The 16,110-nt window shown below is 41.1% G+C and carries 15 protein-coding genes; 2 read left to right on the top strand and 13 right to left on the bottom strand.

Going from position 1 to position 16,110, the window contains the following annotated elements:
* Positions 1–40: 40 nt before the first annotated feature.
* The 5 genes from P20311_RS16415 to rplU form a co-directional block, all read right to left on the bottom strand.
* A complete protein-coding gene (locus P20311_RS16415; protein ID WP_008114968.1) occupies positions 41–415 on the bottom strand; it encodes a DUF3718 domain-containing protein in 375 nt (124 codons plus the stop codon).
* Between the two features lie 82 nt (positions 416–497).
* Positions 498–989: a type 3 dihydrofolate reductase gene (gene folA, locus P20311_RS16410; protein WP_193371769.1), complete on the bottom strand. Its 492-nt coding sequence runs from the start codon at positions 987–989 to the stop codon at positions 498–500.
* 74 nt (positions 990–1,063) lie between these two features.
* The gene (gene cgtA / locus P20311_RS16405) at positions 1,064–2,215 is read right to left on the bottom strand and encodes an Obg family GTPase CgtA (RefSeq protein WP_008114965.1); all 1,152 of its coding nucleotides are present in this window, start codon (positions 2,213–2,215) and stop codon (positions 1,064–1,066) included.
* Positions 2,216–2,354: 139 nt separating this feature from the next.
* Positions 2,355–2,612 (bottom strand): 50S ribosomal protein L27, encoded by a 258-nt coding sequence (gene rpmA, locus P20311_RS16400; protein ID WP_008114963.1) that lies wholly within the window; start codon positions 2,610–2,612, stop codon positions 2,355–2,357.
* 16 nt (positions 2,613–2,628) lie between these two features.
* A complete protein-coding gene (gene rplU, locus P20311_RS16395) occupies positions 2,629–2,940 on the bottom strand; it encodes a 50S ribosomal protein L21 (RefSeq protein WP_004587921.1) in 312 nt (103 codons plus the stop codon).
* 423 nt (positions 2,941–3,363) lie between these two features.
* On the opposite strand from rplU, the gene ispB reads away from it, so the two are divergent.
* Complete coding sequence (ispB, locus tag P20311_RS16390) at positions 3,364–4,335, top strand: octaprenyl diphosphate synthase (RefSeq protein WP_008114958.1); 972 nt, start codon at positions 3,364–3,366, stop codon at positions 4,333–4,335.
* 76 nt (positions 4,336–4,411) lie between these two features.
* Here the strand turns inward: ispB and mdh are convergent, their stop codons facing one another.
* Positions 4,412–5,344: a malate dehydrogenase gene (gene mdh, locus P20311_RS16385; protein WP_008114957.1), complete on the bottom strand. Its 933-nt coding sequence runs from the start codon at positions 5,342–5,344 to the stop codon at positions 4,412–4,414.
* 224 nt (positions 5,345–5,568) lie between these two features.
* On the opposite strand from mdh, the gene argR reads away from it, so the two are divergent.
* Positions 5,569–6,036 (top strand): transcriptional regulator ArgR, encoded by a 468-nt coding sequence (argR, locus tag P20311_RS16380; RefSeq protein ID WP_008114955.1) that lies wholly within the window; start codon positions 5,569–5,571, stop codon positions 6,034–6,036.
* Positions 6,037–6,093: 57 nt separating this feature from the next.
* Here the strand turns inward: argR and P20311_RS16375 are convergent, their stop codons facing one another.
* From P20311_RS16375 to aceF, 7 genes are all read right to left on the bottom strand, one after another.
* Positions 6,094–6,993 (bottom strand): Dyp-type peroxidase, encoded by a 900-nt coding sequence (locus tag P20311_RS16375; protein ID WP_008114953.1) that lies wholly within the window; start codon positions 6,991–6,993, stop codon positions 6,094–6,096.
* A gap of 46 nt (positions 6,994–7,039) precedes the next feature.
* Positions 7,040–8,086, bottom strand: coding sequence for an ABC transporter ATP-binding protein (locus P20311_RS16370; protein WP_008114951.1), 1,047 nt, complete (start codon positions 8,084–8,086; stop codon positions 7,040–7,042).
* On the bottom strand, positions 8,087–9,718 hold the full coding sequence (locus P20311_RS16365) for an iron ABC transporter permease (RefSeq protein ID WP_008114949.1): 1,632 nt from the start codon (positions 9,716–9,718) through the stop codon (positions 8,087–8,089).
* The gene (locus P20311_RS16360; RefSeq protein WP_008114947.1) at positions 9,718–10,722 is read right to left on the bottom strand and encodes a Fe(3+) ABC transporter substrate-binding protein; all 1,005 of its coding nucleotides are present in this window, start codon (positions 10,720–10,722) and stop codon (positions 9,718–9,720) included. Before P20311_RS16360 ends, P20311_RS16365 begins: the two co-directional genes overlap by 1 nt.
* 893 nt (positions 10,723–11,615) lie before the next feature.
* Positions 11,616–12,302, bottom strand: a complete 687-nt coding sequence (locus P20311_RS16355; protein WP_008114945.1) for a tRNA-uridine aminocarboxypropyltransferase — start codon at positions 12,300–12,302, stop codon at positions 11,616–11,618.
* Between the two features lie 296 nt (positions 12,303–12,598).
* The gene (gene lpdA / locus P20311_RS16350) at positions 12,599–14,026 is read right to left on the bottom strand and encodes a dihydrolipoyl dehydrogenase (protein WP_008114944.1); all 1,428 of its coding nucleotides are present in this window, start codon (positions 14,024–14,026) and stop codon (positions 12,599–12,601) included.
* Positions 14,027–14,189: 163 nt separating this feature from the next.
* Positions 14,190–16,100, bottom strand: a complete 1,911-nt coding sequence (aceF, locus tag P20311_RS16345) for a pyruvate dehydrogenase complex dihydrolipoyllysine-residue acetyltransferase (RefSeq protein ID WP_008114942.1) — start codon at positions 16,098–16,100, stop codon at positions 14,190–14,192.
* Positions 16,101–16,110 lie beyond the last annotated feature (10 nt).

The raw sequence follows: 16,110 nt of genomic DNA, 5'->3' as shown, positions 1-16,110 counted from the left end.
TAAACGTAAACGTACGTACGTGTTTTTATTAAACGTTTATTTAAAGACCTGCACGGTCTTTAATAATAGGGATTAAAGCAGAACCAGCATGATTTGCCTCAGCCCAGGCAATATCGGCACCATCTTCAAGTGAGCTTTTTGATAAGTTTTTAACAATGTACTCACCCGCATCAACTGCATTACTTGCAACAGCGTGACGTAGCAAGTTGTTACCGTTACAGAAAACTGCATCATAGATATTACGAATCTTAACACGTGAGCTTTTTAATTTACTACGTAGACGGTTTTTATCATCAGCAGCAATGTACTCACAAACTGAAACAGCTAACTGATCATCAGCGCTTGCGGGCGCAGTATAAGCGAACGAACCCACTGCGATAGCAGCAATTACAACTAGCTTCGGTAATTTAATCATTGATTGGACACCCTATATTAATACTTTTTTCGTACTCGACTGTTTAATATTGTACCAACACGCTCAGATTTTGGCAATAATGTTAAGGAATTTTATTCAAAGTTACGAACTTATAACTATGTTTGTTTTTATCATCAGGCGTCATCAACATTTCATCTTCAATTTGCCAGTTTGCAACACTTTGGTAATCAGGAAATTGTGTATCCCCCTCAACATCTAGGTCAATAAAGGTTAAATACAAGCGCTGCGCCTGCTCTAAGAACTGCTGATAGATATTTCCACCACCAATAATCATCACCTCTGCAACATCATTAACAAGCTCAAGTGCAGCTTCTGGTGTGGTTACAGTTTCAATTCCTGATGCGTGATAGTCTTTATTGCGAGTAATAATAATATTACGACGCCCAGGCAGAGGCCGACCTATCGATTCAAATGTTTTACGTCCCATAATAACGGGCTTACCAGAGGTTACTTTCTTAAAGTGCTGAAGGTCGCCAGGTAAGTGCCATGGCATTTTATTATCTAAGCCAATGACACGGTTGTTTGCCATTGCTGCAATCATTGAAATTATCACACTAAACACCCAATACTTTATTATTAATCAAAGAAAAAGGAGCATTAGCTCCTTTTAAATATACACAATTATAATTAACGCTCGTAGACAACTTCTACGTCGTAATCATCTTCATCCCAATCATCCCAGTCATCATCATCGCCTTTAGTGGCTTTTTGATGGTAGGTATCCCACTTAAATTCAACTTCTTCGTCTGCAACTTCAACAAACTTTTCTTTAGGCATGTTATCAAGTAGCGTCATGATGTCGTGAATTAATGGCTGCGTATTTAATTTATTAATTGCGGCAATACTATAAATATTTTCAGATTCACCTAACTCTTCTGCAATTTGCTCACACAGGGCCTTGGCTTCATCTTCAGGCAATAAGTCAATTTTATTAAATACTAACCAGCGTGGCTTTTCAGCAAGCTTAGGACTGTACTGATGCAACTCGTTGATGATTGCAAAAGCATTATCAACAGGGTTAGAACCATCAACTGGCATAACATCAATAATGTGCAATAACACACGACAGCGCTCTAAATGCTTTAAGAATCGGATACCCAAGCCCGCACCATCCGACGCACCTTCAATCAAGCCAGGAATATCAGCAATGACAAATGATTTATTTGCTTCAGGACGAACAACGCCTAAATTAGGGATAAGCGTAGTAAATGGATAATCTGCTACTTTAGGTTTTGCAGCGGATACACTGCGAATAAAGGTCGATTTACCTGCATTTGGTAAACCCAGTAAACCTACATCAGCTAATAGCATTAGCTCTAATTTAAGGTTACGTACTTCACCTGGTGTGCCGAGTGTTTTTTGACGTGGAGCACGGTTAGTACTTGATTTAAAACGCGCATTCCCCAAGCCATGGAAACCGCCTTTTGCAACCACAATTCGTTGACCATCTTGGGTTAAATCCCCTAATGATTCTTGAGTATCAACATCTAGGATACGTGTACCTACCGGCACTTTTACAATCAGATCTTCACCTTTTTTACCAGTACAATTACGGCTTTGACCGTTAGTACCACGTTCTGCTCTGTGAAAACGCTCAAATTGATAGTCAATAAGGGTATTTAAGTTTTCATCAGCTTGTAGATAAACACTACCACCGTCTCCACCGTCACCGCCATCAGGTCCACCATCTGGAACATATTTCTCACGACGAAAAGACACGATGCCGCTGCCACCGTCACCAGCTTCTGCGCGAATTTCTACTTCATCTACAAACTTCATGATTACTCACTTTAGGGATTGGCTTGTTAATAACTCTATTATATACCCAAGCCGTGCTGATTGCAGGCTGGGCTTGGGTATATATTTTGCTTAAAACAAAAAACCCCGCAAAGGCGGGGTTTTTTAACTACCTTGCTGATTACTCAGCTACGATAGTTACGTATTTACGGTTTAAAGGACCTTTTTGTTCAAACTGAACTTTACCATCTGCTTTTGCGAAGATAGTGTGGTCTTTACCGATACCTACGTTTGCGCCAGGGTGGAAACGAGTTCCACGTTGACGAACAATGATGCTACCCGCTAGAACTGATTCGCCACCAAAACGCTTAACACCTAGGCGTTTGCTTTCTGAATCGCGACCGTTACGAGTACTACCAGCTGCTTTTTTATGTGCCATTTCTAAGTACCTCTAATTAAGCGCTAATGCCAGTGATTTTAACTTCTGTGAACCATTGACGATGGCCCATTTGCTTACGAGAATGCTTACGGCGTCTAAATTTAACAACCTTAATCTTCTCACCGCGACCGTGTGAAACAACCTCAGCTGTTACTTTACCACCGTTTACGAACGGTACACCAATCTCGATCTTCTCACCATCAGCAACTAAAAGTACTGAATCAAATTCAACTGCTGCACCAGTTTCAACGTCTAATTTCTCAAGACGAATTGTTTGACCTTCAGTCACACGGTGCTGTTTACCACCACTTTGGAAAACCGCGTACATAATTAACTCCGTCTGTGCGCCCTCAAATCGACGCAACTAAAATATTCTTCAATAGGGCGCGAAGTTTACGCTAATGCGAAAAAACTAGCAAGCCTCTTTTTGTAATTAAATGAATAAAAAGTAGCTGCATTGAGAGCAATTCAATATTTCCCCTATTTTATATTAAAATCCCCCTTTGCCAAGCGCTTTTTAACGGTTAGAGAAAATAAATTAGCAATCGCAAAGCAAGCCTATGTAGTTCAATTAACCGTCAAGGATGATTCAAATTTAAACCAGGGTGTTTAATCAATTATTCACCAAGTTAATAGGTCATTTAACCTACTTAAGGGTGTTTTTTTAAGGAATCATCACAAAATATCGAGCTTATGCGTTTTTTGTTGTACAATCTGCGCCGTTCACACATTAAAATTGGCTCGGAGATCAATGGATATAAAAGCTATCCAGGCGTTAATCGAAAGCGATATGAATGACGTCAATCAACTAATACATGCGCAAATGCGCTCAGATGTGGCGTTAGTTAATCAACTTGGTTTGTATATTGTTAACAGCGGTGGCAAACGTGTTCGCCCCATGTTGGCTATTTTGGCGGCTAAAGCGCTAGGTTACCAAGGTAAAGATCACATTACGCTAGCAACAATTATTGAATTTATTCATACCGCAACGCTTTTACATGACGATGTAGTAGATGAATCTAACTTGCGCCGTGGCACACCCACAGCAAATGCCGAGTTTGGTAATGCTGCTAGCGTACTGGTGGGTGATTTTATTTACACCCGCTCGTTTCAGCTAATGGTGGGTCTTGGTAAAATGCAAATAATGCAAGTACTGGCTGATGCAACCAATATTATTGCTGAAGGCGAAGTGCTGCAATTAATGAACTGCAACGACCCTGATACTACTGAAGCCAGTTATATGCAGGTTATTTACTCTAAAACCGCCAAGTTATTTGAAGCTGCAACCGGGCTAGCTGCTATTATTACTGAGCAAGATGACAGTGTATTAAACGCACTTAATTTGTATGGTATGCATTTAGGCACTGCTTTTCAGTTAGTGGATGATGTTTTAGATTACAACGCTGATGCCGACCAACTTGGTAAAAACATTGGCGATGATTTAGCTGAAGGTAAGCCGACGTTACCTCTTATATATGCAATGCAACACGGTAGTGAGCATCAAACACAGTTAATAAGAGACGCTATTGAGCACTGTAATGGTATGGAGCACCTTGACGAGATACTCGCTGCACTCAAACATACCAATGCCCTTGAGTTCACTATGCAAAAAGCAGAGCAAGAAGCAGAGAAAGCAATTGCTTGTTTAGATTGCTTAGCTGAATCAAGTTACAAGCAAGCGTTAATTAGCTTAGCTAGAATAGCGGTTGACCGCGACCACTAAGTAATACTGTGTAGATAATTCCGAGCAATAAAAAAAGCCTGCAAGTGCAGGCTTTTTTATGGGTTAATTTTGGCTATTACGCCATAAAATCAACACCTTCTTTAATGTCTTTTTTCAGAGTTTCAAGCATGTCATTTTTTGCTTGCTCTTCAAATGCGCTTAGTGTGCCGTAAGAAAGAATTTCTTCTACGCCATTTTTACCTAAACGTACTGGATGTGCGAAGTACTCTGCATCGCCATTTTCAACAGCAACGTATGCATAATCTACAACGTCTTCACCTTGTAAGCCTTTAACTAAAGACATACAAAAACGTGCTGCAGCAGCACCCATTGATAATGTTGCAGAACCACCGCCCGCTTTAGCATTAACTACTTCAGTACCCGCGTTTTGGATACGTGGAGTCAGTGCAGCCACTTCTTCATCAGTGAAAGTAACACCTTCAACTTGAGAAAGTAACGGTAGGATAGTTGTGCCTGAGTGGCCACCAATTACTGGAACTTTAACGCTTGCTACGTCAACGCCTTTAAGCTCAGCAATGAACGCTTCAGAACGGATCACATCGAGTGTTGTAATACCGAATACACGTTTAGCATCATAAGTACCTGCTTTTTTAAATACTTCAGCAACAATTGGTACAGTGCCGTTAACTGGGTTAGTAATAATACCCACAAGCGCTTTAGGACAGTTAGCAACAATGCCTTCTGCTAGTGTTTTGATGATACCAGCGTTAACATTAAATAAATCAGCACGATCCATACCTGGCTTACGTGGCATACCCGCTGGGATAAGAACGATATCACAACCTGTTAATGCTTTATCTAGTGCATCTGCACCAAAACCTGCAACTTTAACATCTGTTGGGATGTGAGAAAGGTCAACAGCAACACCAGGAACTACTGGCGCAACATCATATAGTGATAATTCAGAGCCAGCTGGTAAACCTGTTTTTAATAATAAAGACAACGCTTGACCGATACCGCCTGCAGCACCTAATACAGCAACTTTCATTGGAATTCTCCGTGATTTGAGGTAGGAAATATTTGTGGTTCATAAGATAAAGAAATTAACGACTAAAAACAAATTTATCCTGCCTATTTTAGCTATATTTTCGACCATAGTTGTAAACTTTGCTGTTTAAACGCGCAAAATGGCAACTTAAGCAAACAACTGCTGCATAATTATGCATTTTTGTGTAGAATTTGCAGTATCTATTACATAACTAATTAGACACTATGCAACCACAAGATAAACAAGAAGCATTGGTTAAAGCCTTTAAAGCACTTTTAAAAGAAGAAAACTTTGGCTCACAAGGCGAAATAGTTGATGCGTTAAAAGAGCAAGGCTTTGATAATATTAGCCAAAGTAAAGTGTCGCGAATGTTAAGTAAGTTTGGCGCGGTACGCACCCGTAATGCAAAACAAGAAATGGTATACTGTTTACCCGCCGAAATGGGGGTACCAACCGCTAAGAGCCCATTACGCCAGCTCGTTATTGATATTATGCATAACGAAATGATGATTATTATTCGCACCAGCCCAGGCGCTGCGCAGCTAATTGCCCGTTTACTTGATTCATTAGGTAAAGCAGATGGCGTATTAGGAACAATTGCCGGCGATGACACTATTTTTATTGCGCCAGCGAAAGTATCAGAAATAGACCTCACATTAGAGCGTGTGCGTATTTTGTTTGATACGGTTTAAACTCGTTTGGTTATCACTGTTACGGCTATACTGATACGTAGCCGTTACTGGCTTGTTTTATAACTGCTTTAAAAATCGCACTGAGGGTGCAAAAAACGCAGAGCCCATATCTGCTTGAGTAAAATCAAGCCAATGGTCGTAATACTCCCCCTGCCCTAATCGGCTATTGAGTACTTTCTCGAACGCATCCCCTTTAGCCGAGCACGTAATCATTAACATCCCCTGCTCATACACATCGCCATAAGGCATGCTTTGGTTAAGTAACAGTGCATGACCTTGGTCATCTTTTAATTCACTTCGGGTTGCATGGCTGCTCTCAAGTGCGGGGCTTATTAGGGTATTGTCGAGACGAGTACGCCCCATTATTTGTTCTTGTTCTTGCAACGACAAGTGCTGCCATAACGTTAAGTCATGCTTATAGCGCTGAACATGAATATAGCTGCCTTGATCTTCAAAGCTATCAGGCTTATTAACGAGGGCCGTTACCCGTTTTTGACGACCATGCGGGGTATCACCGGCATAAATAAAACCATTAAAATCACGGCCATCTAAAAAGCGAAAATTACGAATTTGCTCAACCAGCTCAACATCAGGGTTGAAAAGTTTTAATATTTGCAATGCAAACAGGTGGTTTACATCTTCTCTGTCTGAGCGGATTTGTACAAATAAATCGCATGGCCTTGCACTCATCACAAAATCGCTATGGGTGATATTAGGAAAGCTTTGCAGCTCACTTGGCATATAATCAGGCAGAATGTGTGGCCAATATTGCGCGCCAATGGCGACCATACAAGAAAGCATAGATTCAGAGAATTGATCACTAAACTCATCTTCAATATCGCTCACTTTTTTAAGCTTAGCGCGAAGTGATTCGTCGTGACCATCAAGTACATTAAAAAATAAGTGCAAACCGTGTAAGTTTGCTTCAGCACAAATCCCTGATTGCGCTTGCGCCATTGTCATTCCTTACTTTTTAGAGCAAAACACAGCGATTAATTACGATTCAAAAAAAATTCACCGTGTGCGGTTTTATTTTTATTATAACCTGTTCATTAATTTCAAATGACTGGCCATACTGAGCTGCAACTTCTATTTCTTGTTCAGCAATAACCACAGTGTATACATAAGCAGAGCCAATAAAGCGACTACTTAGTATAGTTACGCACTCACACTCCAGCTCGTTATCATTATTACTGGCAAGTTCAAGTTGATGTGGGCGCACATAAATAACACCCTTTTTAGCCACTGCGCATTGCTGTGGCAGTATTGATTTAACCACACCAAACTGTGTTTTATATTCAGTTGCTGTTAATACAGTTGCGCTTAAGTATATGCCCTGACCCAGAAATTCTGCAACCTCCTTTGAACGTGGTTTAGCAAAAAGCTGTTCTGGCGTACCTTGCTGCGCAATTTTACCTTGGTGCATAACCGCTAGCGTATCTGAAAAAGCAAACGCCTCTTCTTTTGAGTGAGTAACAAACACAGCCGATACTTGCTGCGCCTTAATAATGCGCCTAATGTCGGCAATTAACTCAAATCGTACTTGGGTATCAATATTAGAAAATGGCTCGTCAAGTAACAGTAAGCTAGGTTTATAAGCTAATGCGCGTGCAATCGCTACTCGCTGCTGTTGCCCACCAGAGAGTTGATGAGGGAATCTATCGGCGCAGCCTACCAAGTGTACCAGCTTTAGCATTTCACTTACGCGTGCGTGTTTATCTGCTTTGCTCATGCCGCTTAGCCCAAACGCAATATTATTAGCCACCGTTAAATGCGGAAATAACGCATAGTCTTGAAACATCATGCCAATATTACGATGCTCTGGTGACACAAACGTATTAGCATCACTGACTAGCTTACCATCAATAAATACCTGTCCTTGTTTGGCTTCAATTAATCCTGCAATGGCTTTTAGTGTGGTGGTTTTACCGCAGCCACTGGCTCCGAGTAAACACACTATTTCGTCTTTACCTAAGGTTAAATCTAAATTATCTATCACCTTAGTCCCGTTATATGCATAGCTCACGCCTTGTAAAATCAAACTACTCATTTAGCTACGTTGCTCCATTGAACGGTTAATAAAATATAACGGAATAAACCCCACCACCACAATAAACAAAGCCGATATAGAGGCCAGCTCTAATTGTTCATCGCTTACATACTGAAACACATGAGTTGCTAAGCTTTCAAAATCAAAAGGCCTTAACAACAATGCTGCGGGTAGCTCTTTCATACACTCGATAAAGACCAATAAACCGGCGGTTAATAAGCCTCGGCGTAATAAAGGTAAGTGCACTAAGCGTAATGTGTGGCCTTGGCTTTTCCCCATTGACTGGCTTGCCATATCAAGGGAGGGGCTAATACGTGAAAAGCTTGACTCTATGGCACCATGTGCAACTGCGTAAAATCGCACTATATAAGCAAAAATAATAGTGACTAAGCTGCCAGTAAGTAATAAGCCAATATCTAAATCATAAGGGGTTAAAATGCGGTTAATGGTGTTTTCTAATAGTGTTAGTGGCAACAATACCGCTATCGCTAATACTGTGCCGGGTAACGCATAGCCCGTACTGGCCAAACGCCCAGGTATTAATGGATTTGTTTGTTTAGCAATGCGCTGATAAAACACCACTAAAACACTCAGTATAATAGTCACCACACTGACTACAGCCGCCACTTTTAAACTTTGCCATGCATAGCTAAAAAACTCACTATTCCACGCTTGATCAAAATACATAACTGCATATTTGAGCAATACAACCATCGGAATAATAAACGAAATAATTAAAATAAAGCTACAAAACCCCGTTGCTAGCCACGCAGACTTGCCTTTGAGGATATAAAGCGCTTCACTGTTCACACTCGATTGACGCTCAAACACCGCTTGGTTACGACGGCTAAAACGCTCGGTGATCAATGCTAAGAACAGCAGTAGTAACATCACCCCTGAAATTTTTGCTGCTGCAGTTAATGAATAATAGCCAAACCAGGTATCGTATACGGCAGTGGTTAATGTACTGACAGCAAAATAGCTTACGGTGGCAAAATCAGCCATGGTTTCCATGCTGATCAAAGCAAGTGCCGCTACAATGGCACCACGGGATAATACAAGGCTGACTTTAAAAAAGCTTTTCCATGCATTTAGCCCCATTAACTGACTGGCTTGGACTAACTTAAAAGATTGTTCTCGCAGTGCAGTTTTAAAAATTAAATATAAATACGGGTAGAGTACCAGCGCAATCATAACAATTGCCCCTGGTAAGGTGCGTATATCAAAAAACCAGTAGTCACTTGGCGACTGCCAACCAAACCACTCTCTTAGAGTTATTTGTACCGGCCCCGCATAGTCGAGTAAATCGGTGTACACATAAGCAATAATATAAGTAGGCATGGCAAGAGGCAGCATCAGTGCCCATTCAAATTGTTTTTTACCAGGAAAGCGGCAATAAGCGGTGAGCCAACCCAGTGGTAACGCAATAAAGCAGCTAAGTAACCCTACACCTAAAACCAGTAATACGGTATTGCTTATATAGTCCCACAGTACGGTATTCCACAGGTGGGTAAATACCTCTGAGTCGCCTTGTAAAGATTCTAATAGTAGGAAAAACAACGGGGTCGACAGCAATAACCCCGTCGACCACGCAATAAGCTGCCACTTCGACAGCTGAAATTTATAAGTCATTAAAGATCGAACTTCACCTCATCAATTAGCTTAAGGGCTAACGGACGATATTTGCTAATTTCATCAAGCGGTAAGCTGTCTTCCTTAAAGCTTCCCCATGATGCAACCAAACTAGAAAGTTTCACACCTGGCTTAACCGGGTACTCCATATTGAGCGAGGCATACATATTTTGCGCCTTATTGTCGGTCATATACTCTATAAGTTTCAAGGCATTTTCAGGGTTTTTAGCATACTTAGTAATTACCGCACCCGATACGTTAATATGCGAACCACGGTTAGTTTGGTTTGGAAAATTAATATTAACCGCATCTGCCCACGGTTTTTGCGCTTCATCTTGCAACATTTTACCTAAGTAGTAACTGTTACCTAAAGCTAAATTACATAAACCTTCTTTAACGGCTTTCACTTGCGCACGATCATTTCCCTGCGGCTTACGCGCTAAATTCGCTTTTACACCCTCCAGCCATGTTTTAGTCTGGACTTCACCATGATGAGCAATCATAGAAGCCACTAACCCTAAGTTATAAGGGTGTTTACCAGAGCGAGTACAAATTTGACCTTTATATTCAGGTGCAGCTAAATCTTCATAACTCAGCTCAGGTAATGAACCTAAACGCTCTTTTGAAGAGTAAACATTTCGCACTCGCTTAGTGAGCGCCACCCACTGACCATCGCCATCACGAAATGCAGCCGGCACATTCTTATTAACCTGCTCACTATCAATAGTTTGCGTTAGCTTTAGCTCTTCTAATTGAATTAACGCACTAAAGTTAGACGTTAAAACTAAATCTGCTTTACTGTGTTTGCCTTCACGCTTAACACGCTCGATTAGGCCTTTTTTAGCAAACACAACATTAGTTTTAATGCCTGTTTGCTGTGTAAAATCATCTAAAATAGGTTTAATTAAAAAAGGTTGTCTAAATGAGTAAATATTTACAACATCGGTTGCAACAGCAGGTGCTGAGATAATTAGTCCAACGACAAGCGCTAGTGTTTTTTTCATATTTTCTTACCTGACTAATAATTATTATCATTAATTTTACCGCGATGAACTAAAAAGTGCACACTTTATATAATTACTTAGTGATAAATACGCCCAAAAAAGAAAACCCTTGTAAGATATCTCTTACGCTTATGGCAGTAAATGAGTAAAAACACCCTGCATAACACCCCATAAATACAGCAAGCCATTGTATTTTAAATAATTTATAAATATTTCATTTGTAAGAACATAAACCATAAGCGGTTTTATCCTACATTTACTGCAAATCACTCTCTATAATTAACCCATAAATAAGCAACGACGCTTACCGAGTAAATGGAAACGGATTAACTACTCGAGTACCAAGGTTTGGTTTTTAGGATAACAGGGATTTAAGGACAGGCTCAGGATGAGTATCGCAATGGACTGTTGCACAAAGGATAGCATCAGGATGATGCATAATGGATAACAACATCGGAATAGTTGTTTATAAAGGATAGGGAACAAAAAGGACAGGCCTTAAAGGCAACACAACGGAATGGTAACAAAGGGAATGCACTCGGATGTGCAATAAGGATTGGTAATAGATTTTACCTTACAGGATGTTTTAAGGATTTATGGAGACAGGCCCGGATAGCCTATATTACATAGAACTAGAAAGTAATATTGTAATAACACGGATCGTAAAAATTGGAGTTGATTAGGTTCAATTGCAGGATGCAACAAAGTTAGAAGATTCCGCAAGCGCGACTAGAGATGGTTCGCGCTTTTCTTTTGCCTGAAAGTCAGCGGTCAGCGGTCAGCGGTCAGCGGTCAGCGGTCAGCGGTCAGCGGTCAGCGGTCAGCCAAGATTATATACATTCAAACTATGAACAAGCATTAAATCCAGCCTTTTCGTATCAACATCTTGCAGTTTATTCCGGCCTGCCTTTGTTGCGCTTACCGAGTAAATAGGCGTCGCGAAATTTGATAAAATGCTGTTCTAATTTAGTACTCGCATCAACCTCATTCGCTAATGCCAATACCATAATAGCCACTTCTGCCGTACCTAACTGGTGAGCATGGGGTGCTACACGTAATCGGTAATCTGAGAGCTTTTGTGCGGTAATAGAAAGCACGGGCAAATTATCTAGATAAGGACTTTTGCGGATCATTTTTTTAGCTTCACGCCATGTACCATCTAAAAATATAAATAAAGGCGTTTTACCTGCAACAGGCTCTACTTGCGTTACTACTCTATCTGTTTCAACATCTTCTGCAGGAAAAATCACAAAAGGTTGATACTGTTCATTACTCAACAGTGCTAATAAAGCAGGATCTGGGGAGGTTCTATCCCAACGAAACGCGTGATTATCAGGCACTATTTCAGCAATTAAACGCCCTGTATTAGACGGTTTAAAACTTTCATTATGATACATAAGTAAGCATACTGCAGCGTTGCAGCTTGCGTACTCAGCGCCCTCACAAATACAGTAATGCTTGGCAATTAAGCATTGCTCACAGCGATCCATTTTTCCACCACGGGCATTAAACTCACGTCGAGATTCACTTATTTGCTGGGCACGTAATGCTAAAACTGAATTTTTTAAACTCTGGGTCACTGTGGGTATTTACCTATAAATTGATGGCTGCGCATTGTAGCTAAAATAAAAGGGAATAGATATCAGCTATCAGCTATCAGCTATCAGCTATCAGCTATCAGCTATCAGCTATCAGCTATCAGCTATCAGCTATCAGCTACAAAATTTTGCTCATATTAACTTAAGTGTCAAGGGAGCTTGTCTTTACTGACGGCTGACGGCTGACGGCTGACGGCTGACGGCTGACGGCTGACGGCTATAAAAACAAAAAACCCAAGCCGAGGCTTGGGTTTTTTATCGCGATTAACTAAAAGAAATTACTTCTTCTTTTTAACTGCTTTTTTGTTTGGTAAATCAGTGATTGAACCTTCAAAAATTTCAGCAGCAAGGCCGATTGATTCGTTCAATGTTGGGTGAGCATGAATTGTCAGCGCTAGGTCTTCACCATCTGCACCCATTTCAATACCTAGACCGATTTCGCCCAGCATTTCGCCTGCGTTAATACCAATCATAGCACCACCGATAATACGGCCGCTTTCTTTATCAAAAATAAGCTTAGTAGAACCTTCAGTACGTGAAGAAGCAATAGCACGACCCGATGCAGCCCAAGGGAATACAGCTGTTTCAATGCTTAAACCTTGCTCTTTCGCTTCCTTTTCAGTTACACCCGCCCATGCAATTTCAGGGTCAGTGTAAGCAATTGAAGGAATACACTTAGGATCAAAGTAATGTTTTTGACCAGAGATAACTTCTGCTGCAACATGGCCTTCATGAACCGCTTTATGCGCAAGCATAGGCTGACCCACTAAGTCACCAATCGCAAAAATATGTTCCACGTTAGTACGTAATTGCTTATCAACGTTAATAAAACCACGCTCATCAACATTCACACCCGCTTTATCAGCGTCTAACATGTTACCATTTGGTGTACGACCTACAGCAACAAGTACTTTGTCGTAACGTACTGGCTCTGCCGGTGCATTTTTGCCTTCAAACGTAACATATAAACCATCGTCTTTTGCTTCAACGCCAGTTACTTTAGTTGAAAGCATTACATTAAACTTGTCTTTAACATGCTTTTGGTAAATTTTAATGATGTCTTTATCAGCAGCAGGAACAAGTTGGTCTGCAAATTCTACAACATCAATTGCAGAACCTAGTGCACGGTAAACCGTACCCATTTCAAGACCGATAATACCACCACCTAAAACAAGTAGCTTTTCAGGAACATCTTTAAGCTCTAGCGCGCCCGTTGAATCAATAACGCGATCATCCTCAGGGATGAAAGGTAAGTTTACAGGTTTAGAACCCGCAGCAATAATTGCGTTATCAAAGGTAATGGTTGTTTTACCGTCAGCGCCTTCAACATCTAAAGTGTTGCTACCAGTAAATTTACCGTAACCAGATACAACTTTTACTTTACGCATTTTAGCCATGCCGTCTAAGCCACCTGTAAGCTGGCCAACAACAGAGTCTTTCCAAGAACGAACTTCATCTAAGTCAATTTTTGGTGCGCCAAAAGTAACGCCGTGAGATGACATTTCTGCAGCATCATCAATCACTTTAGCTACGTGTAAAAGTGCTTTAGAAGGAATACAACCAACATTAAGACATACACCGCCTAATGTCTCGCGAGATTCTACTAATGTAACTTCTAAGCCCAAGTCAGCAGCGCGAAAAGCCGCAGAGTAACCACCAGGACCACCGCCTAGTACAACAACTTGAGTTTTTAATTCGTTGCTCATGCTATTACCTTTATTGTTTGAACGGGACACAGCCCCAAAATTTAACTGCCATGTTTCTGCAAGGCAGAAAAGGGCATTTGTGCAAATATTGTATCATTGCAAATGATAAAAATCCCAGCTAAAAACAACTGGCTGGGATTTGATTTTACTCACTCTGTAGTGATCACATCACTAACTGGCGTATATCACTCATGTAACTTGCAAGAGTAACAGTAAAGCGTGCAGCAAGTGCACCGTCAATCACTCTATGGTCGTAAGACATTGAAAGTGGAACCATTAGCTTAGGCTCAAACTCTTTACCATTCCACTTAGGCTTCATTTCAGATTTTGACACACCTAAAATTGCCACCTCAGGCGCATTCACAATCGGCGTAAATGCCGTACCGCCAATGCCACCTAGGCTTGAAATAGTAAAACAACCACCTTGCATATCTGATGAACTTAACTTGCCATCACGCGCTTTAACAGATACTTCCATTAGTTCACGAGATAGTTCAATAATGCCTTTTTTATCAACATCTTTAAACACTGGTACAACCAAGCCATTAGGCGTATCAACCGCTACACCAATGTTAATGTACTTTTTAAGGATTAAGCTTTCGCCATCCTCAGAAAGCGATGAGTTAAATGTAGGGAACTCAGCAAGCGCTTTAGCTGCTGCTTTCATTACAAACACGAGTGGCGTAATTTTAACACCTAGCTTTTTCTTCTCGTTAAGGGCATTTTGCTCTTTACGGAATTGCTCAAGACTCGTGATATCCGCTTCATCAAACTGAGTAACATGTGGGATTTGCACCCAGTTACGATGTAGGTTTTTACCTGACAGCTTTTGAATACGAGAAAGTTTTTTCTCTTCTATTTCACCAAACTTAGCAAAATCAACTTTTGGCCATGGAATTAAACCAAGCTCACCGCCACCAGCATTACCTTTAGCTGCTGGTACTTGACCAGACTCAACTTGCTTAACCAGTTGCTTAACATAGTTTTGCACGTCTTCTTTAACAACACGGTTTTTACGGCCCGTGCCTTTAACGTTGGCAAGGTTAATACCAAACTCACGTGCTAAACGGCGAACCACTGGCGATGCATGTGCATAAGCGCTGTTGTTTTCAAAGCTTTCAGAGCTTGCTTTAGCAGATGATGCCGCTGGTTTTGACTCAGCCTGAGTTGCCGACTTAGATTCTGCTTTAGGTGCTGATTTTTCTGTAGGTGCTGCAGCTGGTGCACTACCTGCTACTTCAAATACAAAAATCAGGGAACCCGTTTTAACTTTATCGCCTGTTGCCACTTTAATTTCTTTTACAGTACCTGCAAATGGTGCTGGTACTTCCATGGCGGCTTTATCGCCTTCAACGTTTAAGATAGATTGCTCTTCTTCTACGCTATCGCCAACCGCAACCATGACTTCGGTTACTTCAACTTCGTCATCACCAATATCAGGCACGCTAACTTCTTTTGTGCTTGATGCTGATGCTTGTTCAGCTGGCTTCTCTTGTGCTTTTGAATCAGCTGCAGGGGCGCTTTGGTTATCACCACCCGCCACTTCAAAAACAAATACTAATGAACCCGTTTTCACTTTGTCACCAGTATTTACTTTAATTTCTTTTACTGTACCGGCAAAGGGGGCTGGTACTTCCATTGCCGCTTTGTCGCCTTCAACGTTTAAGATAGATTGCTCTTCTTCTACGCTATCGCCAACCGCAACCATCACTTCAGTCACTTCAACTTCGTCATCACCAATATCTGGCACTGTGACTTCTTTGGTTGACGAGCCCGATGACGCAGCCGGTGCTACTTCATCGGTTTTTTCAGCTTCTTTAGAGTCAGTAGCAGAATCTTGCGCTTCACCTTCAAAGATGAACACTAAAGTGCCTGTGGTTACTGTATCGCCCACATTTACTTTAACTTCTTTTACCGTACCGGCTTGTTCAGCAGGTACTTCCATCGCAGCTTTATCGCCTTCAACACTTAATAGTGATTGGTCAACTTCAACTTTATCGCCAACGCTCACTAGTATTTCGGTTACTTCTACTTCATCGCCACCGATATCAGGTACTTTAATTTCAATACTCATTGCAAACCTC

It is taken from the genome of Pseudoalteromonas sp. BSi20311, from assembly GCF_000239875.1.
In the GTDB taxonomy this organism is placed as follows: Bacteria; Pseudomonadota; Gammaproteobacteria; order Enterobacterales; family Alteromonadaceae; genus Pseudoalteromonas.
The sequence above is the reverse complement of the archived record's forward strand: the minus strand, read 5'-3'. Positions and strand labels throughout refer to the sequence as shown.

What these genes read in the sequence shown, in the direction of transcription:
- ispB (WP_008114958.1), top strand. Translation starts at nt 3,364, where the DNA reads ATGGATATAAAAGCTATCCAGGCGTTAATCGAAAGCGATATGAATGAC.
- P20311_RS16375 (WP_008114953.1), bottom strand. Translation starts at nt 6,993, where the DNA reads ATGGCGCAAGCGCAATCAGGGATTTGTGCTGAAGCAAACTTACACGGT.
- mdh (WP_008114957.1), bottom strand. Translation starts at nt 5,344, where the DNA reads ATGAAAGTTGCTGTATTAGGTGCTGCAGGCGGTATCGGTCAAGCGTTG.
- P20311_RS16370 (WP_008114951.1), bottom strand. Translation starts at nt 8,086, where the DNA reads ATGAGTAGTTTGATTTTACAAGGCGTGAGCTATGCATATAACGGGACT.
- P20311_RS16415 (WP_008114968.1), bottom strand. Translation starts at nt 415, where the DNA reads ATGATTAAATTACCGAAGCTAGTTGTAATTGCTGCTATCGCAGTGGGT.
- lpdA (WP_008114944.1), bottom strand. Translation starts at nt 14,026, where the DNA reads ATGAGCAACGAATTAAAAACTCAAGTTGTTGTACTAGGCGGTGGTCCT.
- cgtA (WP_008114965.1), bottom strand. Translation starts at nt 2,215, where the DNA reads ATGAAGTTTGTAGATGAAGTAGAAATTCGCGCAGAAGCTGGTGACGGT.
- rpmA (WP_008114963.1), bottom strand. Translation starts at nt 2,612, where the DNA reads ATGGCACATAAAAAAGCAGCTGGTAGTACTCGTAACGGTCGCGATTCA.
- argR (WP_008114955.1), top strand. Translation starts at nt 5,569, where the DNA reads ATGCAACCACAAGATAAACAAGAAGCATTGGTTAAAGCCTTTAAAGCA.
- P20311_RS16360 (WP_008114947.1), bottom strand. Translation starts at nt 10,722, where the DNA reads ATGAAAAAAACACTAGCGCTTGTCGTTGGACTAATTATCTCAGCACCT.
- rplU (WP_004587921.1), bottom strand. Translation starts at nt 2,940, where the DNA reads ATGTACGCGGTTTTCCAAAGTGGTGGTAAACAGCACCGTGTGACTGAA.
- P20311_RS16365 (WP_008114949.1), bottom strand. Translation starts at nt 9,718, where the DNA reads ATGACTTATAAATTTCAGCTGTCGAAGTGGCAGCTTATTGCGTGGTCG.
- aceF (WP_008114942.1), bottom strand. Translation starts at nt 16,100, where the DNA reads ATGAGTATTGAAATTAAAGTACCTGATATCGGTGGCGATGAAGTAGAA.